Genomic DNA, 24,689 nt, shown 5'->3' on the forward strand with positions numbered 1-24,689 from the left:
GGACAAAGTTCCGGCAACTAGCAGGTCACCGTATTTCTAATCAGAATATCATTTTTCGTATAGGAAAATTTATACTCAAAGGGAAAACACCAATAAAATATTTTCACAATTATGAAAATAATAGCATCACATAGCACAACCACTCGTATCCGATACCGGAGAATTATTCATCATGGAAACCCAGCTGTTTGATGTCGTGATCGTAGGAGGCGCTGCTACCGGCAGTTCAGCCGCCTATTTCCTGCTCTCCAACCCCGATTTTCAGGGTAAGGTGCTGGTGCTGGAGCAAGACCCTAGCTATCAACACTGCGCTACCACCCTGTCCGCAGCCTCTATACGACATCAGTTCTCCACCCCGGAAAACATCCGTATGTCCATGTTTGGTACGGAGTTTTTACGCCAGTTCAAACGCAATATGGATGTGGATGGCGATGCTGCTGACCCCGCATTCGTTGAAGGCGGTTACCTGTTTCTGGCCACTAATGATGGTGTGGAAACACTGCGTTCCAACCTAGAAGTTCAGCAAGCTGAAGGCGCCAACATTCACATGTATGACGCACCTGATCTGGCTGCCAAATACCCGTGGATGAATACCAGCGACTTGGCGGCTGGCTCATTGGGTCTAAGTGGTGAAGGTTGGCTAGACGCCTACGGCATGATGCAAGGCATGCGCCGCAAAGCCATCTCGCTAGGTGCTACCTATCGCTCGGCACGTGTACAAAAACTGCTGCACCAAAATGGTCATATCACGGGCGTAGAACTGGATAACGGCGAGCAAATCCATGCCAAATTTGTGATTAATGCCGCCGGCACAGACGCTACCCGCTTGGCTCTAACTGCTGGCATCGATTTACCCGTGCAATCCCATAAACGCAGTGTGTTTTACTTCACTTCCCCCGCTGCTGTACCGGGCTGCCCAATGGTGATTGATCCTACTGGCGCGTACTTCCGCCCTGAAGGCGAAGGCTTTATTGCTGGTATTGCTCCCTCGGCAGACCAAGACCCGCCTTGCACCGACTTCGATGTGCAGCACGAATTATTTGATGAATTGTTATGGCCACTGCTGGCTGAACGCGTGCCCGGCTTTGAGGCGCTGCGTTTGGTACGTAGCTGGGCTGGTCATTACGACATGAACTTGTTGGATCAAAACTTGATTCTTGGTCCACACCCCCACATGCAGCACCTGCTTTTTGCCAATGGCTTAAGCGGGCACGGCATGCAGCAAGCCCCTGCTGTAGGTAGAGCGCTTAGTGAATTGATTATTTATGGCCAATTCCGCTCTTTAGATCTCACTCGCTTAGGCTGGCAGCGCATTTTAGAAAATCAGCCATTGATTGAGAAAAACGTCGTCTAACACTCCTTTTTGCCACCAGGCACAACGCAGCACAACTATTCCAATAATCAGGAGACAATGAAATGAAAAGGAAGTTTGCTTTTTCCATGATGGCCGCCACGCTTTGCTTGGCGCTTCCCTTCGCCGCATCTGCCGCCGAAACCGTAAAAATCGCCATTGCAGGTCCCTTCACCGGAGCGAACGCTGCATTTGGTGATCAGCTTTGGATTGGTGCTGTGGCTGCTGTTGAGCAAATCAATGCCAACGGCGGGGTTAACGGTAAACAGTTAGAGCTGATCAAAGGTGACGATGCTTGCGAACCCAAGCAAGCAGTAGCCGTTGCCAACCGTTTGGTTGACCAAGAAAAAGTGGCAGGTGTAGTGGGCCACTTCTGCTCGTCTAGCCATATTCCTGCCACTGAAATCTACGACGAAGCCGACGTGCTTTCCATGGCATGCGGTGCCACCAACCCCATCATTACCGAACGCGATATGCCTACCGTCACCCGCATTGTGGGTAGGGATGATCAGCAAGCACTGGTAATTGGTGATTTCATTGTGAACGACCTCAAAGCCAAACGTATTGCGGTGATTCACGATAAAGACACCTATGGTCGCGGCTTAGCTGATGCCACTCGTAAAGCGGTAGAAGCGGCTGGCGTAGAAGTTGCCGTGTTTGACGGTGTGAACCGTGGTGAGCGCGACTACAACGCACTGGTTACTCGTATGCGCAGTGCTGATGTAGACGCCGTATTCTTCGGTGGTTTGCACGGTGAAGCCGGTACGCTGGTACGCCAAATGCGTGAGCAGGGCATGAAACAACCCTTCATTTCCGATGACGGTATTGTGGACCCCGCTTTTGTGACTGCAGCAGGTGGCCCTCAGTACGCCAGCGGTGTCTACATGACCTTCCCTCAAGACCCTCGCAACATGGACAGCAGCAAAGATGTGGTCGCCAAACTGACCGCAGAGGGTAAAAAATCCGATGGCTTCACGCTGTATGCCTACGCTGGCGTACAAGCCTTGGCCGCCGCGCTGGCCGGAACCAACTCCACCAGCGGTACAGAATTGGCTGACTGGATGAAAGCCAATCAGGTGCAAACCGTGTTAGGCCCTAAAGCATGGGATAGCAAAGGTGACTTACAAGTTGCCAACTATGTCATGTACCAGTGGGATGACAACGGTGGATATGCCGAACTGAAGTAAACCGCTTTCGCTTATCCCGGCGGGTAGCAACCGCTACCCGCCAACCTGGAGTTTGTGTCCATGGACATCTATATCTTTGGTCAACAGATCATCAACGGCCTGACCTTGGGCTCGGTGTATGGTCTTATCGCAGTCGGCTACACCATGGTGTACGGCATCATCGGCATGATTAACTTTGCCCATGGTGACATCTACATGGTGAGCGCTTACATTTCCGCCATTACCTTAGCCGTCATTTCTTTTTTCGGTATTCAATCTGTACCGTTCGCCCTACTCACTACCTTGATTGTGACCATGGCCATCACGGGGTTGTACGGCTGGTCTATTGAACGCACCGTTTATCGTCCTCTGACTGGCACCACCAGACTGGCCCCCTTGATTACCGCCATTGGTGTGTCATTGGTACTGCAAAATTACGTGCAGCTCGCTCAAGGCCCTAATGTACAAGGCGTGCCTATTTTGATTTCTGGCAGCTTCCGTTTGGGCGACGATGAAAACTTCATTCAAATTCGCTTAATGAACCTGATCATCATTGGTGTAAGCGTAGCCGCTATGGCTATTCTGACATGGATGATTCATGGCACCAGCCTAGGTCGCCAATGCCGTGCGGTGCAACAAGACCGCAAAATGGCCACGATTTTGGGCATTAACAGTGCGCGCATTGTCTCCATGGTGTTTGTCATAGGCTCCGTCATGGCCGCAATTGCGGGTGTGCTGGTGACGTTGAGTTATGGCTCTTTCGATTTCTATGTAGGCTTCATTATTGGTTTGAAAGCATTTAGTGCGGCAGTATTGGGCGGTATTGGCTCATTACCTGGCGCCATGCTGGGCGGGTTATTGCTGGGCGTGCTGGAGTCTATTTTTGCTGGCTTCGTCAACAGTGACTACAAAGATGTATTTGCGTTTAGCGTGTTGGTACTGGTGTTGATTTTCAAACCCAGTGGCCTGCTTGGACGCCCTGCTGTGGAAAAGGTGTAACCCATGCATACGACTTCCCATGCTCCCATTTCTTGGGGTCACTCCATTAAGGATGCGTTAATTGCAGGCGTGGTTACCTTGATTCTGCTGGGCCCCATTACCAACTTGGTATTGAATCAGTACGACTTCAAGTTCCTGCCCGAACGCACACCGCTACTACTAAACGGTATTTACTTGGCGCTGTTAGTAACTGTGGTGCGCTTTGGCGTGTCGGTATTAGCACAGTTGCCTGCGGGTAATCGCTTGCTGCAGCGTTTACAGCAAAAAAATGCCTCAGATGAAATCACGGTAGAGTCTACCTCCGCCCCCTCGGCCATTAAAAATTTGCGCGTGTTTGGCAGTTGCCTGCTGTTTGCTCTGTTTGCTTGCTTCTTAGGTTGGCAAAAAGTGATCGCTGTGGGCGCGAGCTCCGCATTGGTATTGATTAGCTTGTTTGTACTGTTCGTGTTTGGTGTCAGCCTGCCTAAACCACGTGGCCAGAAAAACGCCTGGAAAATCTACGTACCTCTGCTGTTTCTTGCGGGTTTGAGCCTACCTATTCTGTTGAACCTCACTGGCCTGCTGCCTAAGGTCTGGATCAGTAACCTAACGCTAGCTCTGATTTACGTACTGCTAGGGCTGGGCCTGAATATCGTCGTGGGGATGGCTGGGTTGCTGGACTTAGGGTTTGTGGGCTTCTACGCTGTGGGCGCTTACCTACTGGCATTAGGGGCGCAGTACTTTGATTTTGGCTTTTGGACTGCCCTGTTACTGGTACCTATAGTCGCCGGTACCTGCGGCGCATTGCTGGGCTTCCCCGTCTTGCGCATGCACGGTGACTATCTGGCGATTGTGACCCTTGGCTTTGGCGAAATCATCCGTTTGGTATTAACCAACTGGGCAGATGTGACCGGTGGCCCTAACGGTGCCGCTGCGCCATCCCCCACCTTTTTTGGCATGGAGTTTGCCCGTCGTAGTAGTAACGGCAATACGCCTTTCCACGAGTTCTTTGGGCTGTCCTACAGCGGCGATTACAAGTTCCTCTTTATTTATGTAGTCCTGTTTATTGTCGTTGCCATCACTCTGCGATTTTTTAACCGCTTACGCTACATGCCGTTGGGCAGGTCGTGGGAAGCACTGCGCGAAGATGAAATTGCCTGCCGTTCATTGGGTATTAACCACGTCACCATCAAACTGTCAGCCTTTACTATTGGCGCCATTGCCGGTGGTATTGCAGGCGTGTTCTTTGCCACCTACCAAGGCTTTATCAACCCCACTTCCTTTAACTTCTTTGAGTCAGTGCTGATTTTGTCCATTGTGGTGTTGGGTGGCATGGGTTCTATGTTGGGTGTGGTGATTGCTGCGCTGGCTTTGACCTTATTGCCTGAGCTGCTACGAGACCTTGCTGACTACCGTATTTTGATGTTTGGTGTACTGATGATTCTGATGATGATCTGGCGTCCACATGGATTAATACGTGCCAAACGCCCCGCTTTCGTTGGAGGCAAACATGACTAATGCCAACGACGCCATCCTGACAGTACGTCAACTAACCCAACGTTTTGGCGGCATTATTGCTAACAACAACGTGAACTTTGATGTGCAACGCCATTCTATTACGGCTCTTATAGGCCCCAATGGCGCAGGTAAAACTACGGTTTTTAACTGCGTCACCGGCTTTTACCGTGCCAGCGAAGGCACCATTACTCTGCACAGAGAAGATGGCCGCAGCGCGCAAGTGGCCAAACTGCTGACTCGCCCCCTAGTAGGCGGATCACACCAAGTGACTCGTGCTGGTATCGCCCGTACCTTTCAGAACATCCGCTTATTCCAAGACATGACCGTTTTGGAAAACTTGCTGGTTGCTCAACACCGTCATTTAGACGGCAACTTGTGGCGCGGCATGTGGGCATCTAATCGTTTTGAAGAGCGTGAACGCAAAGGTGTAGAAACTGCCATGCAGTGGTTAGAGCGCTTGAACATGGCGAACCAAGCCAACCGCTTAGCAGGTGAGCTTCCCTATGGTTCACAACGTATTTTAGAAATCGCTAGAGCCATGTGCACCGAGCCTTTGCTGATCTGCTTGGATGAACCTGCTGCTGGCTTGAACCCTTCCGAAACGGATCACCTTGCCTCGTTGATACACCAGCTTCGTGATGAGTTCGGCGTTACCGTATTGCTGATTGAGCACGACATGGGGTTGGTCATGGATATTTCCAATCATATTGTGGTGCTGGATCACGGCGAAGTGATCGCCCAAGGTTGCCCAGACGACATACGTAACAACCCAAAAGTTATTGCCGCTTACCTAGGCACGGCTACAGAGGAGCAGGTATGAGCTCAGCCTTATTGGATATTAGAAACGTATGTAATGGCTACGGCGCTATTCAGGTACTGCACGATGTATCCCTGCATGTGAACCGTGGCGAAATTGTGTGTTTGATTGGCGCCAACGGTGCTGGCAAAAGCACACTACTGATGAGCATTTTCGGGCTACCCAAAATACGCAAAGGCGAGATCCTTTTCAATGGCACTAATCTGGCTGCGCTACCGCCACACCATATTGCGCGCCAAGGTCTATCGCAAGTACCCGAAGGACGTCGAATTTTCCCTTCTATGACCGTAGAAGAAAACCTGCTGATAGGCACACTGCCTATCGGTATGGAACATGCCGATGCCGACAAAACCGAGATGTTTGCCTTATTCCCCCGCCTAAAAGAGCGTCGTAACCAACGAGCAGGCACACTTTCTGGCGGTGAACAGCAAATGCTAGCAATGGCGCGTTCCTTAATGGGGCGGCCCGACATGATTTTGCTGGATGAACCCAGCCTAGGGTTGGCCCCACTGATCGTGGCACAAATTTTTGACATACTGAAAGACATTACCTCGCTGGGAAAAACCATTTTCCTGGTCGAGCAAAATGCCTACCATGCGCTCAAGCTCTCTAGCCGTGGTTACGTGATGACCAATGGGCAAATCACGCTGACCGGTTCCGGCGATGAGCTGCTGGCCAATCCTCAAGTGCGTGATGCGTACTTGGGAGGCGGTAAAAAACATTAATGTTTTTTACCTGATTGGCACCCTATAAGGAAAACTATCGTGACGTATCCCGATGTCCAAGCTTCGGTATCTGCGTTAGCCGAACGCATACGCTCTTTGCGCCAGCATCATGGCTGGACATTGGAGCAAGCTAGCCGTGCTACCGGTGTTGCCTCGTCCAGTTTGTCGAAGATAGAAAACGGCCTAAGCTCCCCTACCTACGATGTATTACTACGTCTGGCTAGAGGGTTTCAGGTTGATATAGCGGAGCTATTCGCCCCACCCCAAGAACATATGGGCGCAGGGCGACGCACCATAGAGCGAGCAGGTAATGGCGAACGGCATGACACACCTATGTATGAACACCGCGTGCTCTGTTCGCAGCTAGCGAATAAACACATCATGCCGTTTATCTCTCGCATCAAAGCACACAATATTGATCCACAAGATGGGTGGAGCCGACACGAAGGAGAGGAATTCGTGTACGTGCTGAGCGGCAGCATAGAGCTGCACACCGAGTTTTACCAACCTGTGATTCTGCATCAGGGCGACTGTTTTTATATAGACAGTCGCATGCTACATCGCGTCATCAACCATGGTGATGACGGTGATGCAGAGGTAATGTGGATCAGCACTAAAGCAGAACTATAACGTTTGTCTACGAGACAATCCCCACCCCCTACATGGAGGAGACTATGCATCACCCTATTGCTGTTCTGGATGCAGAGGCCACTGCCGCCGCATTGCCCTACCATGCACTGACTGATGCTCTGGCACACGCTGCTCAGGACTATCACCTGGGCCGTATTCATGCCCCCACCCGTCAAAGCGTGGACTACCCCAATGGGGCCACCTTACTGTCCATGCCAGCAACTGCACACGACATAGGCATACATAAACTGGTCAATATCATGCCCCAGAACACGGACATCAACTTGGCCGTCATTCAAGGGCTGGTATGTGCATACGATGGCGTGAATGGCCTGCCATTGTTTGTCTTGGATGGCCCAACTGTTACGGCTAGACGTACTGCTGCAGTATCCATGTTGGGGATACGACTACTGTGGCAAAACCAATGCCGTCACGTCGCCATTTTAGGTGCAGGCGTGCAAGCACAAGGCCATGCTCAAGCCCTGCATACACTCTATCCACACTGCCGTATCAGCATCGTTGCTCGCAACACTCAAAAAGCACGCGCACTGGAGCAAGCTCTACCGCACATTCCCCTGCATGTTGCTAGCCATGTACCCGATGATGCCGATGTGGTTATTGGCACCACCAGCAGTTCAACCCCGGTGTACGACCACCCTGCCAGGGCCGATCGCTTATTAATAGGCATGGGCGCTTATCGCCACGATATGGCCGAGTTCGCCGCCGACACAGTGCGTGCCAGTTTGCACTATATAGACGACAAAATTTCTGGCCCGCATGAAGCTGGTGACTTGATACAAGCACAAGTAGATTGGGAGCAAGTACAGCCTATCGCTCTTGCTCAACAACAGCCCCCACGCCACTCACGCCCTTTGTTTTATAAAAGCATAGGTTGTGCTGCATGGGATTTAGCTGCCGCACGTTGCGCTCGTCAGCACCTAAACTAGGCTATTACCCTGCAAGTAGCGGCTTGTTCAAGCCTTAAAGCCCCCTGGTTAGTGTTAAGCTCCCCCACTTAGCTCTTTTATTTACTTTTTGCTGAATACTAACCAGCTATGTCTACTTCCCCTGCTACTGAGCACGATCCACACCGTATCGGCTCCCGTTATGAAATGTTGCGCCTGCTACGACGCATGCTAGATGATGGTTTGCTCATTCAAATGCAGGGGCCGCATCCCCAGATCTCTGTGGTGACCACCATGCTGGATATTGATCTGGATGCCGAACACTTAATTGTGGACTGCGCCTCACATGACGCTATCAACCAGCAGTTTCTAGATGCCGGTACGGCAGACTTTGAAACCAGCATTGATCACGTCAAAGTACAGTTTTCCACGGATCAAATCACCTCCACCTACTTTGAGGGGAAACCAGCGTTGTGCTTGGCACTACCTGAGTTCATGCGCCGTATTCAACGCCGTGAATTCTTCCGTGTGCCTGTACCAGTGACTAACCCAGCCACCTGTGCGCTGATGCTTACTCAACCACCCGTGGTATTCGATTTGTACGATATCAGCGTGGGCGGCGTGGCCTTACTGGATAAAAGCCGACGCATTAACTTCCGCGTAGGCATGATGCTGCATGACTGTACGCTGCATCTACCCGATGTAGGCACAATCACGGCTACCTTGCAGGTAACACGTGAACGTGAACTGCTGCTGCCTAGCGGCACACCTATACGCCATATAGGCGCTGCTTTTGTGAATTTACAAGGCGCTGCTGAAAACCTAGTGCAAACCTACACCACCCGTTTAGAACGCCAGCTTATTGCGAAGGAACGCGGTCTACAGTAGCAGGGGGCATACACGCCCGTAGCAGCGTGATGCCGCCATCTGTTTCCAAGTAATGTTCTAAGCGTTGGCACTGTTGATCTATGCACAGATCATAGTCAGCGGTATAGCCCGAACGTGTCAGCCGTAGCGCCTGCACGGGTAATGAGGCGGGCGTGTAGTGATACCACCCATCTTTCAAATACGCATCTTCAGGCGGCTCCATGCCTGCCGCTGAACCTTTGACTCTAGCCTCTACTAACGTGATATCAGCACTATCTTCAGTAGAACTCGCCGGTACCAGCAGGTAGTCTTCTTCCCAGCGTACTTTTTCAATGGAATGCTCCCACGCCAACGTAAAGCGTTGGGTAGGCACGTAGCGGGGCACCGCTTCCGGTGCCCCTGCTAATTGCAAACAAATGCCTACTACTGCACTTAAGGGCATTAGGCTGCCTTGTGCTCTACACCACGACTACGCAGGTAGTGCCATACAAAGAACAGTGCAGTCATACCCCAGCCGATTTGGTCAGAAATAGGATCTGCCCATACCAACATGGCAGCGGCTACGAATACATAGATACGCTCCCAAACTTGCACTTTGGTTTTCATGAAACCTGTAGTCGCTACCCCCCACAATACGATGGCAAAAATGGCTTTAGCCACCACATAAATCACCTCGACGGGGCTGGTGTAATCTTGCAGCATCAAGGCTGGGCTATACACGGCCATGTACGGCACGATAAAGCCCGCAATCGCCACACGCAACGCTTGCACACTGATTTTCAAACCTGTAGTTTTGGCTATAGGTGCGGCCGCAAAAGCTGCCAATGCCACTGGCGGCGTTAAATCAGCCATGATCCCAAAATAGAACACAAACATGTGCGAGACGATCAGCGGTACACCCAACTGCAACAGGATAGGTGCTGCCAACGAGCTAGTGATAATGTAGTTTGGAATGGTGGGAATACCCATACCTAATACCAAGCACGTAATCATGGTCAAGAACAACGCTAATAGCAGGTTGTCTTTACCAATCGCAATCACTTGGCCACCAAACTCCGCTGCCACACCTGTCAGGTTGATAATACCGATAATCACGCCTACCAGTGCACACGCAATCGCTACTGGCAATGCATGACGGGCACCGTCTGCTAACGACTCAATGGAGTCACGTAATACATCTTTGCTATGACGTTGAATCAGCAAAAAAGCCGCCAACAAGGCAATGATGACAAAGAAAGTAATTACGCCAAACTTCACAAAACCGGTACACGCCAACCCTAGTAGTAGCCAGAATAAATACCGCAAGGTATTACGGCTGCACCCACTAATTGCTGCGGCACCAAAGATCAGAATCACCGTTAAGCCCAAGCCTACTGTTCCAGAGAACAAGGGCGTATAGCCTGAAAAGAGTAGCGACACCAATCCAATCAATGGAATCAGTAAATACCAATGGGTACGGATGGCTGTCCATGGGTTTGGACACTCTTCTTTAGGCAGACCAAATAGCCCTTCCCTACCGGCCACTAAGTGCACGGTCCAGAATGCGGTGAAGAAGTACAAAATGGCTGGAATAATAGCCGCTTTGACGATATCCACATAAGGCACGTTAATGGTTTCGGCCATAATGAAGGCCACCGCCCCCATCACCGGAGGCATGATCTGCCCGCCCATACTAGACGTGGCTTCCACACCGCCCGCAAACGCCGAGGAATAACCAAAACGTTTCATCAACGGAATCGTGAACTGCCCTGTGGTCACCACGTTAGCCACACCGGACCCGTTAATAGTACCCATCAAGCCAGAGCTCACTACGGATACTTTCGCCGGACCACCACGCGTATGCCCTACAGTACCCATCGCTAGGTCACTAAACAGCGTAATCATCCCTGCACGTTCCAAGAACGAACCAAACAAGATGAATAAGAAGATATAGGTAGAAGACACATAGGTTGGTGTGCCGTAAATACCTTCCGTACCAAAGCCTAAAGTGCTAATAATTTGGTCAAAGCCGTAACCACGGTGCGCAAAACTACCCGGTAAAAACTCACCATACAAACCGTATAACAAGAACAAGCCACAAATGATGGGCAAGGCAATCCCCATCATTCGACGCGTTGCCTCAAACACCAATGCAATGATCACAATACCTACCACCATGTCTTCGGTGGTCATTTCGCCGGCCCTAGCCGTCAGATCAGACTCGAATACCCAGTGATAGAAACTGAATACAAAACCCGTTAAGCCCAGAATCCACCCCAATACTGGAATTTTTCTGCCAAAAAACGTAGGCATCAAGGTGAAGATCATCAACAGCACGAAGCCTACGTGTATGGCACGTACCACTTGGCTGGAAATGGGACTAAATGCAGCGGTGTAAATCTGAAAAACAGAAAATAGCACCGCCACCCAAAAGATAGACCGTGGGAGCGCCCCCACGGATTGATCGTGATCCATGCTCATATTGCCCATTACTCACATCAAAAAAAGCAGTGTTCCTGATGATGATCAGAATCACTGCTTACACACTAATCAACATATACCGTTCATTAGCAAGTTACTGAATTACACCTTTTTCGCGGTAGTAGCGCTCAGCGCCAGGGTGTATAGGCACAGGCATGCCTTTAACCGCGTTTTCCAGTTTCATGTTTTTCACTGCATTGTGTGCGGCGTACAGTGAGTCGATGTTTTCGTATAACTGCTTGGTCATTTCGTAGGCCAAGTCGTCAGACACACCAGAGTGTGTGACCAAGAAGTTAGGAATAGCAGCAGTTGCTACATCTACTTCTTGACCTGCATAGGTACCAGCAGGAATCACGGCTGGCTGGTAAGCTTCACTGCCTACAGCCTCTACTACTTCCACTGGCACCGGTACGACGACGATGTCTACCGACGTTGCCAAGTCACGAATGGATGATACGCCTAGCCCAGCGGATTGCAGGGTGGCATCCAACTGACGGTTTTTCATCAGCTCTACAGACTCACCAAACGGCAGATACTCTACCTTGCTGAAATCGTCATAGCTCATGCCTGCTGCTTTAAAGATAGCGCGCGCATTGAGTTCTGTGCCTGAGCGTGCAGCCCCCACAGAAATACGCTTACCGCGTAAATCTTCTAGGCTATTAATACCAGAGCCAGCGTTCGCCACAATCTGGATGTAGTTGTTATACGTGCCGGATAGACCGCGCAATTTATCTAATTTACGGGTAAAGCCTGCTTCTTCGTTGCCTTCCCATGCGTCCGATACCGAGTCAGCCAAAGCCATCGCCAGTTCACCACGCCCAGCTTGCAGCAAGTTCATGTTCTCTGCTGAAGCCTTGGTAACTTGCGCCGTTGCTTTGACGTTAGGAATGGTTTGCGCATAAATCTGTGAAAGTGCTACCCCAATTGGGTAATACACCCCACTTTGTCCACCGGTGAGGATATTGATGAACTCTGCTTTCTGTGCTGTTGCTGCCCCGCCTACTAGTGATGTTGCCACTAAGGCTGTCCCCATTAGCGCTTTGATAAAACGCATACGCCCACCTCCTGAATGTATTGTTGATATGACGCGGTCAGGTGTTGTACACCCAGAACCATAACCGTATAACAATGCCCATTTCAGGCTAGCGCGACAAGGGGGATTTCCCGATACTGACCTGCTTTTTTGTGAGTATTTGATGCACATCAGTAGTAGGCATGGCTGCCATAGTGGCGATGCCATGCCTGTTTTCTTAGCAATTCGTAACGTTAGAAGTGTTCGTCTACGATTTGGTTAAAGGCATCTTCTGCACTCAGACCTGTACGCATCAGGCGGGTGATGTCGGCTGAGTATTGCTGTATGCCATCAGGCAGGAACTCACGGTGAACGCGGAAATAATTATATTTCTCCACTTCCACTGGATCCGGCTCAGCACGCGATGCTACACGAGCACGAGACGTACCGGAGCTGCTACGTGTGCCGCCGCTGCTACTGCGGCGTACTGGTGCGGCAGGAGCCACCAATGCTTGTTTAACCTGTTCCAAGCTGAATACATCGGACAGGTTATCACTCACTTCGCCGTTCTCGTTCAATTGCATCAACAGGTTTTTGCTGTCAAATGCCATCTTGAAACCACGACTGTTGATGACCTGATAATTGGGGCGCTTTGCATGCCCAGGGAATTCTAACTGTACGCGATCGCCGTAAGACTCCATACGCTCAATCACGTCTTTCAAAAACTCTGGGGAAAGCGATTCCAGCTCGCCGTTCCAACGCGCTGTCCGTCGAGTAGCCAAAATAATTCTTCCTAATAAAATCTGCGTAACGCAGACTGTGGTGCACAAAAATACGGAAGCGTATTTTACGCCGTCAGCTTTATCAGGTCATGACTCGCAGACAAAAAAACCACGCGTAGATACATTTTCTACTTTCTAACCATACTGTTACACCACTTTTCAACTGCTAAAGCAAAAAAAATGCCGCACTCTGCATACACAGAGTTGCGGCAAATACTCCGTCAGATGTTTTGCACAGGGACAGCTGAGCATGACTGGAGTACAGCAAAAAAATTGCTACAAGCACCGCTATAGTATCATGTATATAACGATATTCAAGAGCACAACCAAAAAATTCTTAGCAAGCTGATATATACTGGTTAGAAGCCAACGCTACGGGCCTTTGCGCCTTAGCTTCTCTCCTATTACTTTGCCTGATTCCTCACCTTGCTGGCCAATCCTGAACATCTGAAGTTTGTAGACCGCGATCTCCAGTTGCGACTTGATATTATCTGCCATCACAACCCTGTGAAAGGCTGGGCACCGTTTTATCAATTCAGTATGCAAACCGGGCAAGAAATCGCGGGTGTGATTCATCTACGCATCGGTACCCATGCTGATCTTCTGCATCACTTGGGCCACATAGGCTATGAAGTGTTCCCGCGCTTTCGCGGTAGAGCATACGCGCGCCGAGCCTGCCAGTTGCTGTTGCCGCTGGCTAAGCTAAACGGATTAGAAGAAATCTGGATCACCTGCAACCCTGACAACACACCGTCACGTCGCACCTGTGAAAATCTGGGCGCCACCTACGTAGATACAGTAGATGTGCCCCCTAACAGTCCCATGTATGCCATGGGCGAGCGACACAAACGTCGCTACCACCTGCCGCTATAACCTAGATCGTTATTGTTTTAAAGCTTTTATCAAAGGTGAAGCGGCATAGCGACCCTTCGTCGTCATGCCCCCAATACACATCGCCGCCATGCATACGGGCAACTTGGCGTGCCAGGTAAATCCCCATCCCCATAACATCCGGGCTGGTATCTTGCAATTTATCCATTCCTAGATCTAGCAAGGCTTCGACCTGCTCATTAGGCATCAATGGACGCAACACGATGCCAATCTGAAACGCATGCTCTTCTACTTGCAACGAAATCGCATGCTGTCTACCCAAACTGTCTGCATATTGCAGCAATAATCCCAATAGCGCTTTTTGTATCAGGCGCTCATCACCCTCAATCATCAAGCCGCTATACACCTCGGTATTCATATTGATCCATAAATCAGGTGCTAGTTTTTTAGACTGCACCAACACCTGATCCAACATATCGAACAACGCATAAGGCGCAGGAATCGCGCGCACCTCACCACTCATAAAGCGTAAGGTTTCAAGTGCCGTATTGATTTGGTAATTTACCCACTGCACATTGCGCTGCATATCCATCACGTTCTCACGCTGCGTTTGCAGCATAGAGCTAGTTTTATCATCACCACGTATGGATTCGCTGCTAGACAGCAAGCTTCCCAATTGCTCCGCAAACTTCGTACTCAATGTGCTGAGGTGTTGCGTGTGTAAACCTAACTGCTGCTGCAACCACAAGGTTTGTTTATAGGCACTAATGTCTGTTTGACAGAATAGGTGCACGCCGCCCTCTAGCATGTCGTAGCTCACACGCTGCCAAGAACCATCGGGCATATGCACATCGGCATCGGCGCGTTTGCCTTCCTCAAACCAAGGGCCTTGCCCCGGCTGCAACTGACCTTGCTGTTCTAGCAGATAGTTCAGGCGATCTAACGCTCCTTGCAAACCTACGGCCACATGCTGTTGCTGACCACCCAGTTCTTCTATCAACCGTTTTTGGCTAGTAACGTTGGAATACAAGCATTCACCTGTCGAGGAAAATACACACAACCCCACTGGAGCCGCATCAAACACACGCACCAATTGTCGCTGTACAGTTTCCAGCTCTTGGCTACGTCGCCATGCACGCGTCGCTTTTTCATCCCACTGACGCTCCATCGCCAACGTAGAGGAATAGCGCGCTGTGTTATCTCGCACGAACACCACCACACCGTCTGGACCATTTTTCAGGTGCAAGGGGAAGACAGCGAAGTCTAGGTAGCGAATTTCGCCTGAGGCATCAATCAGTTCTATGTTGTTCAGTTCTGCTTTATGGCCATTCAACGCCTCGATCACAGCTGGCTCTAACTGCGGGAACAGGCGAATGGACAACACACTTTTTCCCACTACCCGCTCAGGGTTCAGATTCAGCATGCTTTGCGCTGCGCGGTTACAGGATAAGCACACAAAACGCTCATCCAAAACCAGCACGCCTTCGTCGGAAGCCCCCAGCAGAAGCTCTGAAAACTCTTTGGCTCGTATGGTCATGCGCTCAGCATTCTGCGCGCGCTGCACTTCCATTAGCTGACAGAAGAACAGATATCCGCCGCTGACCAATAAACCCAGCACCCCTATCACTAATTGCCAAACAGCTTTAATCTGCACATCGCGTGTGCGGCTAGTGTTTTCACGTTCATACAGCAAGACTCTATTGCTAGATACCTGAAGCTGAGACAGCAGGGGTTTTAAACTATTTTCCAAGTGTGAAAGCTCTTCTGCAGATAGCTTTCTGCCATCGCTCCAGATCACACTGCCCTCAAACTCGCCCACCACATTTAGCAAGGAATTCAGCTCGCCGGAATGCATCAAATTACGCTTCTGTGGCCCAGTCAGCAGTAGCGTCAAACGGCTAAGGAATATCTCGTATTGGTTGAATAGGCTGTCATACGACTCACCATTGTCAGCACGCACCATGGCAATCTGAGTCATCAGGCGTAAGCCCTCTTGCTGAGCCTGCGTACTGGCCCACAACATATGCCCAGCCATATCTGTGCGCATATTCTTTTGCTGGTTGACCAACTGCACCACGGCATAAGACACCAACGCCAGAAAAATCACCATCACTAACAATGTATATCCATACACTGTTTTTTTGGGGCTCTGAGTTTGACGACTAAACATTGAAGCGTGCTTCTCCACGGTGTAGCAGTGCGTATAACACGTATGAACTCGCCCTTGTCGCAGCCCCTACAGCAAACGACCTAATACAAAAATAACGGGGTATTCGACTACGGCTGCACTACGGCCACTGCAACACATGAAATCATTATTAATCGGTAAGCCTGCTCCATAGAGCCGGCTCACCATTCGCCTTTGCCAACGCTTCCAGGTACTGCTGATGTTCTTGCAGTTCCTGTTCCGTGGCTCGCACAATAGGCAATACTGAAAAGTCCACTGAGCCAAAACGAACAGCTTGATTATCATCACCAGCACCGTCGTCATAAGCATTCATCATCAGGCTTTCTTGCCCTCGAGTCATCGCTAGCCACACATCTGCCAGCAACTCCGAGTCCAGCAACGCACCGTGCAATGTACGGTGCGCATTAGAAATACCATAACGCTCACACAATGCATCCAGATTGTTGCGCTTACCTGGGTGCAGTTCGCGTGCAAACACCAAGGAGTCGGTCACTTTTTCACAATAGCTCGTGAAATTCTGTAACCCACAACGCGCGAACTCTGCATCCATGAACTTCAAGTCAAACGGGGCATTGTGAATAATGACCTCTGCCCCTTTGATGAACTCCAATACTTGGGGTGCCACCTGCTCAAATGCCGGATAATCCGATAAAAACTCAGTAGTCAGTCCGTGTACTGCCAAGGCTTCCGGGTCACTGTCTCGACCTGGATTCACATACAGATGCAAATGTCGACCAGTCAGCGTACGGTTAATGACCTCTACCCCAGCCAGCTCCACCAGTCTATGGCCCTCTGCGGGGTCCAAACCTGTGGTTTCCGTATCAAAAACTATTTGTCGCATTATCCAGATGATCCTTTGTTTCGCCCTGACTACCTAGTATTCGATCTAGGCCTTAATTCTTCAACATTTTTTTTGCTACAAACGTATACGCAACTGGCACCACGAAAAGTGTCAGTAACGTACCGAATGTTAACCCGCCTACCAGCACCCAACCAATCTGATGCCTACTTTCTGCCCCCGCGCCTGTCGCAAATGCCAGCGGCAGCACACCTAGCACCATCGCGCCGGTGGTCATCAAAATAGGACGCAAACGTAGCTCAGAGGCTCTTACCACGGCTGCGTATAGCCCTACTCCTTGTACCCGTAACTGGGTAGCAAACTCTACTATCAAAATACCATGTTTGGTAATCAATCCCACTAGGGTAATCAGGCCAATCTGGCTATAGATGGACAAGGTTCCACCACTTAGCCACAGCGCCAATAACGCCCCTGTCATGGACAATGGTACCGACAACATGATGACGAACGGGTTACGCCAGCTCTCGAACTGCGCGGCCATCACCAAATAGATGAACATCAACGCCATCGCAAAAATAAAGTACATGCTGCCAGAGGAGTCCCTGAACTCGCGCGACTGCCCATCCAAATCGGTTTGTACGCTATCTGGTAGTACTTCGGCCGCAACTTGATGCATGTGCGCCAACACCTCGCCCAATGCATAGCCTGGCGCCACACCGGCTTCCACAATCACCGCACGCAGACGATTAAAGTGGTTCAGCGATTGCGGCGATACGCTTTCTCGTATGCTTAAGAAGCTGTCTAGCGGTGCCATACTGCCATCTTCGGCACGCACGTAAATATCTAAAATATCATTAGGACGTGTGCGATCTGGCTTATCTACCTGCACGATCACATCGTATTGTTCACCATCAGTTTCATAGCGCGTCACCTGACGCCCACCAATCAAGCTTTCTAGCGTGCGACCTACTACATCTACCTTCACACCGCTGTCGGACAATTTATCGCGATCCAACTCTACGCGTAGTTCAGGCGTATTCAAGCGCAAATCTATATCCAAGTTCTGCAAACCAGGATAGCTTTCTAGCGCTTTCATAAAGTCTTTGGCAATCGCATCTAGCTCTACATACGGTGCTTGCCCCATGATCACAAATTGCACCGGCTTGGATGTGGCTCGTTGCCCTAATGACGCCGGATTACTTGGGAAAGCACGCGCACCGCTTAGCGCTTTGAACTTAGGTTGCAATTGGTTGGCAATTTGCTGCTGGCTACGATCACGTTCTTCCCATGGGGCCAAACGCAAAATCGCAAAAGAGTCCGTTACCGTGGGGAAACCAATAATGGTTTGAATGCCCTGCATTTCTGGCAATTCACGGTACATGCCTTCCACTTCTAGCACGTTACGCAGCGTGTAATCCAGCGTTGCACCGTCTGGGGAGGTCACCATACCAAAGATAACGCCACGGTCTTCAATAGGCGCTAACTCACTTTTAATGATGGTAAACAGCCAACCACTAGAGAGCGCCACAACCAGCCCCATCACAATCACACCCATGCGGTAACGCAGCGCCTTGAGCAGCAATTTGCGGTAGCGACGCGTTAAGCCATTTAACCAATCTTCAATCAGCTGATATAAACGGCCAGGATTACCTGTAGGCGCTTTCAGTAACCGGGAGCACATCATAGGGGTTAAAGTCAGCGCCACAAAGCCCGACACACCCACTGCCCCCGCTAGGGTTAACGCAAACTCGATAAACAATCGCCCAGTACGACCTGTGGCAAACGCCAAGGGCGCAAACACAGCCACCAGCGTTAAGGTCATGGCAATCACTGCTCCACCAATTTCCTTAATACCGATAAACGAGGCCTCTATGCTGGATTTGCCTTCTTCTATATGCCTATAGACGTTTTCCAGCACCACAATCGCGTCATCCACCACCAGACCGATCGCCAGCACCATCGCCAGCAAGGTTAATGTATTGATGGAGAAGCCAAAGGCGTACATCAGGCCCAGCGCACCAATTAGCGACACCGGGATGGTCACAATAGGGATCAAACTCGCCCGCACGTTACGCAGGAAGAAGAAAATCACCAACACCACCAGCGCTATTGCTTCCAAAATGGTGCTGTACACCGATGCAATAGAACGCTCAATAAAAATGGAGCTGTCGTACGACACGAGTAACTGCATGTCGCCGGGCAAGTTGGTATTGATGACTTCCAGCTCAGACTGTACCGCACGCGATAAATCCAAGGGGTTAGCCGTAGATTGTTTGGTCACACCAATGGTCAAACTGTTCTGACCATTAAAACGTGCCAACACTCGTTCTTCTGCTGGCGCAATACGCACCTCAGCCATGTCACCTAGGCGAATAGGAAAACCTTGAGCGCGTGACACAATAATCTGCTTAAACTCGTCAACGGTTTGCAAGTCGGTAGACGACACCACCGTAAACTCACGATCGTTAGACTCGATACGCCCCGCCGGAATCAATACGTTTTGGCTACGCAGTGCATCTTCTACGTCCTGCACCGTCAGGCCATAACCGGCCAATCTCGCTCTATCCACAAAAATACGCATGGATGGCAAACGCTCACCAAATACGCGTACCTCAGCAGCGCCAGGCAACACCGACAGACGTGGTTTGATAAAACGGTTGATGTAGTCTGAAACCTCAATGGGTGACAACGTACCCATGTCCACACCCACATATACAATAGGAGTGGAGTCGGCTTCTACCTTATTGATGATGGGCTCATCGGCCTCATCAGGTAAGAATCGACGGGCGCGTGACACTTTATCTCGTACGTCGGCCGCCGCCGCATCAGGGTCGCGGTTCAAATCAAACTTGATGTTGATGTGACTACGTTCAGAGCGACTACGTGAGGTCATCACGTCTACGCCCTCAATACCAGATAACTGATCCTCAAGCGGTTTAGTAATCTGAGACTCTATAACTTCGGGCGACGCCCCTTTATAGGTGGTGGATACAGACACCACAGGCTCATCAATCGCTGGGTACTCACGTACGGTCAACCTATCGTAGGAAATTAAGCCTACTAAAATGATAAGCAGCGATAAAACCGTAGCGAAGACTGGTCTGCGTATACAAACATCAGAAAGCAACATGGTAGTGGTTTCCTGAAAGCGTCACTTAGGCTGTTGAATCAGAACGGACGTGCCATCAACGAGCTTCTGCACGCCAGACACCACCACGACCTCACCAGGCGCAACGCCTTGTACCTCTACCCAACCTGCTTCACGCGATCCCACTTTCACTTCGGTGCGCTGGGCAATACCATCTACCACCAAAAACACATACTGTGCTTCACCGGCTGGCTGAATAGCGCTTTCCGGCACCATCACTACAGAATCTGTGCCTAGTTGCAACGTCACACGAGCAAATAACCCAGGGCGCAACAACAACGACTCATTAGGCAAACGGGCTCGCAGCCACAGAGAACGCCCAGCGGCATCTACCACGGGGTTAATCGCCGTGACCTGGCCGTCATATTCTTCTTTAGGAAAAGCATCCACACGCGCTGTCACCAATGTGCCGGGAGACACACGCGACAAATATTGTTCAGGAATGCGGAAATCAATTTCCAGCATGTCTACCGCCTCTAACAACAGCAATTCGCTGCCGGGACTCACGTAGTCACCTACCGAAATGTTTTTTAATCCAGCCAAGCCAGAAAACGGTGCCAAGATTACCGTCTTATCCAACTGAGCTTGTGCCAACGCCACTGCAGCCTGAGCAACCTGCAACTGACTGGCCGACTCATCACGCGCTTGTGAGCTAATAAATCCTTGTTCGCTAAGTCGTCTAGAACGCTGATGCTGACTACTGGCCAAGCTCAGTTTGGCTTTGGCTTCCAATAACTGTGCTTGCGCAATGCTGTCATCCAAACGCACTAAGATTTGACCGCGCTCTATGGGCTGGCCTTCCTCAAAAGCGATGTCTTTAATCGTACCGGTGATTTCGGCTCGCAACGCAACGGAGTCACGTGCTTTCAAAGAGCCTACAGCGCTAAGCGAACGCTGTAATTCGTGGAACTGGGCATCTGCCACTTGTACGCCTACCCGTTCTGTAGCCACCATTTCGGTAGCTTCCACCAGTTTGGCATTACTTGGTTGTCGAGTGCCTGCATCTTTAACCAATAATTTGGCACCGCCGTACACCAATCCAACCCCAACTATCAGGATGGCAAGAATTCCCCAGATCACCCACTTTTTTTTCATTTACGCCTCATTTTGCTGTCGCACGCTGTCTACCCCCATGTTTGCCAACACGTCGGCTCGCTCGTTACCTGCATCGCCAGCGTGCCCACGCACCCACTGCCATTGCAAGGTATGTTGCTGCGACAAGCTATCTAATTCCTGCCACAAGTCTGCATTTTTAACAGGTTTTTTATCCGCTGTACGCCACCCGCGAGCTTTCCATCCGGACATCCACTCCAGCATGCCTTTTTGTACATACTGCGAATCAGTATGCACTGTCACATTACAGGGGCGCTTCAACAACTCTAAGGCCCGGATCACGGCCAGAAGTTCCATGCGGTTGTTGGTGGTATCTTCTTCACCACCAAAAATCTCTTTTTGGTGAGGGCCATAACGTAGCAACGCACCCCAACCGCCTAGCCCGGGGTTTCCTTTGCATGCACCGTCTGTCCAGATATTTACCACTTTTCGTTCCATGAGCTACTACTTTACATATTGGCATCCCGGCGTGCCGCAGCAACTGCTCGGGATTTAAATTTAGGGGGCACTTGCTTCCACTCCAGCCCCACCAACTTGGCGGCACTTACACGCTTAATGGCCTCTACTACATAGACAGCGCCACTAAGCGGCCAACCACGCAATGCTAATTTGTCCATAAATGCCCAACGGTGTAACCACCGACGGCTTTGGCAATACGGCATATATACGCCCTGATTTGCCTGCGTCACATCAAAAGACAGTAATTCTAGCCAGTCCTCTAAACGCGCCTGCGAAACATACTGTGCTGGCGCTACTGGCAAATGCGACTCCAAACCCGGAATACGGTCACGCAGTCCCCACAAGCTATAGGGATTCAACCCTGCAAAAACTGCTTTACCCTCTGGACGCAAGACCCGTTCCACCTCTCGCAAAATCTGATGCGGATGATGTGAACACTCCAATACATGGGGCAGCACCATCAGATCCACACTCTCTGATTCAAAGGGTAACTGTTCTGGCACACAGATCACTAAACCTTTGCGTACAATGTCCACGTTCTGAGAGTCCACCGTACAAAATTTGTTAGCGATACGATTCGCTCGTAGTAAGTCCCAATGAGGCAAACCAATTTGTATGGCATGATACCCGAATGTGTTGCCTACCAGTGCATTGACTTGCCTATGCATCCAGGCTCGAGCATGACGTCCTGGTACCGTATGCTGCCACTGCATCAGTTGTTCGGTTCGGGCCTGTTCCATTGTTTTGATCGTCCTAGACTATGATGAATGTGCTAGCTTCCTTTGCTACTACCGGCTATTCGCTCACGCCACTTCCTGCCTTCAATGATAACTATATATGGTTACTTGAATATGCCGGACATGCTCTAGTTGTAGATCCGGGTGAGGCTGAGCCAGTGTTGCTCGCCTTGCAACAACGCAATCTAGTGCTTAGCGCTATTTTGATCACGCATCATCATGGTGATCACACGGGCGGCGTCAACGACTTATTACGCTATGCTCCCGATGCAGTGGTCTATGGCCCCGCCAGTGAGCGCATTCCTTCCCGCAACGTAGCCGTCAAACAAGACGACCAACTACACATCCCCGATCTAAAGCTTACCTGTACTGTGGTAGATATACCCGGTCATACGGCAGGCCATGTGGCGTATTACAGCATACCCGAAGGCTGTCCCCCTCTGCTTTTTTGCGGAGATACAATTTTTTCCATGGGTTGTGGACGATTGTTTGAGGGAACCCCTGCCCAAATGGTGTCATCTCTGGGTAAACTTACGTCTTTACCGCCCGATACGTTAATTTGCTGTGCACATGAGTACACCTTATCTAACGCTAGATGGGCCTTAACCGTTGAACCTGATAATCCGGCTTTATTGGCACGGTACGAAGAGGCTCTGCAGCAACGCGCAGACAACTTGCCTACCGTTCCCACCTCGTTGCAAACAGAACTAGCCACTAATCCGTTTCTGCGCATTCGCGAACCAGACGTTGTACATGCTGCCACCGCTCGCGCTCAAACCCCACTGGCTACATCTGTAGATGTTTTTGCCTGTTTACGCGAATGGAAAAATCAAGCCTGACTCTGCCCATGAGAATAATTCGTCTATTTACCGTATGTATGCTGATGGTGCTTGCTGGTTGCGCAAGCCAACAGCAACGACACGTGCAAACAAATGATGGTCCAATCATTGCCGCTGATACATCGCGCACCATTGACCTCACCCACCCACCACGCGACATGTGGGATCGCATTCGTAGGGGCTACTCCATCCCCAACCTAAACAGTGATCTAGTGGATTACTGGACTGACTACTACGCATCTCGTCCACAATCGTTATTGGTGATGAGCCAACGTGCGAGCAAATACCTCTTCCACATCGTGGATGAAATTGAAGCACGCGGCCTACCTACAGAACTAGCGCTACTGCCTTTTGTGGAAAGTGCCTACAACCCAGATGCGTATTCACGCGCACATGCTTCTGGTCTGTGGCAGTTCATTCCTAGCACTGGCAAGTACTACAACCTAGAGCAAAACTGGTGGATGGACCAACGCCGTGATCCTATAGCTTCTACTGACGCCGCGCTTACGTACCTTAGCTATTTGTACGAATTCCAGGGCGACTGGTATTTAGCATTAGCGTCCTATAACTGGGGTGAAGGCTCTGTAAAACGTGCGATCGCTCGTAACGAAAGCCAGAATCTACCGGGCGACTATCAGTCGCTCACCATGCCAGAAGAAACACGCAACTACCTACCCAAGTTGCAAGCGCTTAAAAACATCATTACTGACCCCAAGCGCTACGGCATCACGCTTCCCCCCATTAGCAATGAGCCCTATTTCACCTCCGTTCCCCGTAACGGTGATATAGACATGACAGTTGCTGCACAGTTGGCTGAAATGAGTGTGGATGAACTGCGTATGCTGAATCCAGCACACAATCGCCCTGTGATCCCAGCGACCAACACCACATTGCTGCTACCCACTGAGAAAGTGGAAACATTCAAACGCAACCTCGCGGCGTATACCGGCAAGCTCAGTAATTGGAAGGTGTACCAGCCTCAACGTGGTGAGTCTTTCGCTTCTATCGCCAAAAACCATGGTATTTCAGTAGCTGAACTACGTTCTTTGAATGGCCTGAACGCTAAACAAACCGTTGCTAGCAGTCAGTTATTGCTGCCTATTGACGCTGCTGATGCGCGTATCACCATGACAGCTCAAGGCGCTCCTGTTACAGCACAAGCTACCTTGGCTGCACAAGCACAACAACCACGTGCTGCAGCCAGTCGTGCTGTTGCTCGTAACTACCGCGTACGAAAAGGCGATACACTCTTCGCCATTGCTCGTAAATACAACACTTCTGTTTCAGAGCTGAAAAAACTGAATAAACTACGCAACAACAATATACAGCCAGGTAGTCAGCTACGCGTACCGTCTTGAGTCGCG

Annotated in this window: 22 protein-coding genes; 12 read left to right on the top strand and 10 right to left on the bottom strand. The window is 50.4% G+C overall.

Going from position 1 to position 24,689, the window contains the following annotated elements; translation table 11 throughout:
* Positions 1–172: 172 nt before the first annotated feature.
* From ACLO87_RS11825 to ACLO87_RS11865, 9 genes are all read left to right on the top strand, one after another.
* The gene (locus ACLO87_RS11825; RefSeq protein WP_430223811.1) at positions 173–1,354 is read left to right on the top strand and encodes an NAD(P)/FAD-dependent oxidoreductase; all 1,182 of its coding nucleotides are present in this window, start codon (positions 173–175) and stop codon (positions 1,352–1,354) included.
* Positions 1,355–1,416: 62 nt separating this feature from the next.
* Positions 1,417–2,538, top strand: a complete 1,122-nt coding sequence (locus tag ACLO87_RS11830; protein WP_135865945.1) for a branched-chain amino acid ABC transporter substrate-binding protein — start codon at positions 1,417–1,419, stop codon at positions 2,536–2,538.
* Positions 2,539–2,598: 60 nt separating this feature from the next.
* Complete coding sequence (locus ACLO87_RS11835; protein WP_135865947.1) at positions 2,599–3,516, top strand: ABC transporter permease subunit; 918 nt, start codon at positions 2,599–2,601, stop codon at positions 3,514–3,516.
* Positions 3,517–3,831: 315 nt separating this feature from the next.
* Positions 3,832–5,013, top strand: a complete 1,182-nt coding sequence (livM, locus tag ACLO87_RS11840) for a high-affinity branched-chain amino acid ABC transporter permease LivM (protein WP_430224065.1) — start codon at positions 3,832–3,834, stop codon at positions 5,011–5,013.
* Positions 5,006–5,833, top strand: coding sequence for an ABC transporter ATP-binding protein (locus tag ACLO87_RS11845; RefSeq protein WP_135865951.1), 828 nt, complete (start codon positions 5,006–5,008; stop codon positions 5,831–5,833). The genes livM and ACLO87_RS11845 overlap by 8 nt, the downstream gene beginning before the upstream one ends.
* Positions 5,830–6,555, top strand: a complete 726-nt coding sequence (locus tag ACLO87_RS11850) for an ABC transporter ATP-binding protein (protein ID WP_135865953.1) — start codon at positions 5,830–5,832, stop codon at positions 6,553–6,555. The genes ACLO87_RS11845 and ACLO87_RS11850 overlap by 4 nt, the downstream gene beginning before the upstream one ends.
* A gap of 39 nt (positions 6,556–6,594) precedes the next feature.
* Positions 6,595–7,185 (top strand): helix-turn-helix domain-containing protein, encoded by a 591-nt coding sequence (locus ACLO87_RS11855; RefSeq protein WP_430223812.1) that lies wholly within the window; start codon positions 6,595–6,597, stop codon positions 7,183–7,185.
* A gap of 44 nt (positions 7,186–7,229) precedes the next feature.
* Entirely contained in the window at positions 7,230–8,132 is a 903-nt protein-coding gene (locus ACLO87_RS11860; protein WP_430223813.1) for a delta(1)-pyrroline-2-carboxylate reductase family protein, read from the top strand.
* Between the two features lie 108 nt (positions 8,133–8,240).
* Positions 8,241–8,978, top strand: coding sequence for a flagellar brake protein (locus ACLO87_RS11865; protein ID WP_430223814.1), 738 nt, complete (start codon positions 8,241–8,243; stop codon positions 8,976–8,978).
* On the opposite strand, the gene ACLO87_RS11870 is transcribed toward ACLO87_RS11865, so the two are convergent.
* The 4 genes from ACLO87_RS11870 to ACLO87_RS11885 form a co-directional block, all read right to left on the bottom strand.
* Positions 8,950–9,399 carry a DUF1850 domain-containing protein gene (locus ACLO87_RS11870; protein ID WP_430223815.1) on the bottom strand — a complete coding sequence of 150 codons (450 nt, stop codon included), beginning with the start codon at positions 9,397–9,399 and terminating at the stop codon, positions 8,950–8,952. The two genes, ACLO87_RS11865 and ACLO87_RS11870, sit on opposite strands and share 29 nt — an antisense overlap.
* On the bottom strand, positions 9,399–11,411 hold the full coding sequence (locus ACLO87_RS11875; RefSeq protein ID WP_430223816.1) for a TRAP transporter permease: 2,013 nt from the start codon (positions 11,409–11,411) through the stop codon (positions 9,399–9,401). Before ACLO87_RS11875 ends, ACLO87_RS11870 begins: the two co-directional genes overlap by 1 nt.
* A gap of 100 nt (positions 11,412–11,511) precedes the next feature.
* Positions 11,512–12,471, bottom strand: a complete 960-nt coding sequence (locus tag ACLO87_RS11880; RefSeq protein ID WP_135862686.1) for a TAXI family TRAP transporter solute-binding subunit — start codon at positions 12,469–12,471, stop codon at positions 11,512–11,514.
* A gap of 212 nt (positions 12,472–12,683) precedes the next feature.
* Complete coding sequence (locus tag ACLO87_RS11885; RefSeq protein ID WP_135862689.1) at positions 12,684–13,211, bottom strand: hypothetical protein; 528 nt, start codon at positions 13,209–13,211, stop codon at positions 12,684–12,686.
* 426 nt (positions 13,212–13,637) lie between these two features.
* Between ACLO87_RS11885 and ACLO87_RS11890 the strand changes: the two genes are divergently transcribed.
* Positions 13,638–14,084, top strand: coding sequence for a GNAT family N-acetyltransferase (locus ACLO87_RS11890; protein WP_135862691.1), 447 nt, complete (start codon positions 13,638–13,640; stop codon positions 14,082–14,084).
* A 1-nt stretch (position 14,085) separates the two neighbouring features.
* Here ACLO87_RS11890 and ACLO87_RS11895 read toward each other — a convergent pair whose 3' ends face one another.
* From ACLO87_RS11895 to ACLO87_RS11920, 6 genes are all read right to left on the bottom strand, one after another.
* Complete coding sequence (locus ACLO87_RS11895) at positions 14,086–16,212, bottom strand: PAS domain-containing protein (RefSeq protein WP_430223817.1); 2,127 nt, start codon at positions 16,210–16,212, stop codon at positions 14,086–14,088.
* Positions 16,213–16,360: 148 nt separating this feature from the next.
* Complete coding sequence (gene dnaQ, locus ACLO87_RS11900) at positions 16,361–17,071, bottom strand: DNA polymerase III subunit epsilon (RefSeq protein ID WP_430223818.1); 711 nt, start codon at positions 17,069–17,071, stop codon at positions 16,361–16,363.
* A 52-nt stretch (positions 17,072–17,123) separates the two neighbouring features.
* Entirely contained in the window at positions 17,124–20,159 is a 3,036-nt protein-coding gene (locus ACLO87_RS11905; RefSeq protein WP_135862696.1) for an efflux RND transporter permease subunit, read from the bottom strand.
* Between the two features lie 21 nt (positions 20,160–20,180).
* Positions 20,181–21,272 carry an efflux RND transporter periplasmic adaptor subunit gene (locus tag ACLO87_RS11910; RefSeq protein ID WP_135862698.1) on the bottom strand — a complete coding sequence of 364 codons (1,092 nt, stop codon included), beginning with the start codon at positions 21,270–21,272 and terminating at the stop codon, positions 20,181–20,183.
* Complete coding sequence (rnhA, locus tag ACLO87_RS11915) at positions 21,273–21,728, bottom strand: ribonuclease HI (protein WP_135862700.1); 456 nt, start codon at positions 21,726–21,728, stop codon at positions 21,273–21,275.
* A gap of 11 nt (positions 21,729–21,739) precedes the next feature.
* On the bottom strand, positions 21,740–22,489 hold the full coding sequence (locus tag ACLO87_RS11920) for a class I SAM-dependent methyltransferase (protein ID WP_430223819.1): 750 nt from the start codon (positions 22,487–22,489) through the stop codon (positions 21,740–21,742).
* 20 nt (positions 22,490–22,509) lie between these two features.
* Here ACLO87_RS11920 and gloB point away from each other — a divergent pair, with 20 nt between their 5' ends.
* Both gloB and ACLO87_RS11930 read left to right on the top strand, forming a co-directional pair.
* Positions 22,510–23,325, top strand: coding sequence for a hydroxyacylglutathione hydrolase (gloB, locus tag ACLO87_RS11925; protein WP_135862704.1), 816 nt, complete (start codon positions 22,510–22,512; stop codon positions 23,323–23,325).
* An 8-nt stretch (positions 23,326–23,333) separates the two neighbouring features.
* Positions 23,334–24,683 (top strand): transglycosylase SLT domain-containing protein, encoded by a 1,350-nt coding sequence (locus tag ACLO87_RS11930; protein WP_135862706.1) that lies wholly within the window; start codon positions 23,334–23,336, stop codon positions 24,681–24,683.
* Positions 24,684–24,689: the final 6 nt, after the last annotated feature.

Origin of the sequence: Paenalcaligenes sp. Me52 (genome assembly GCF_050487965.1) — a bacterium.
Lineage (GTDB): Bacteria > Pseudomonadota > Gammaproteobacteria > Burkholderiales > Burkholderiaceae_B > Paenalcaligenes.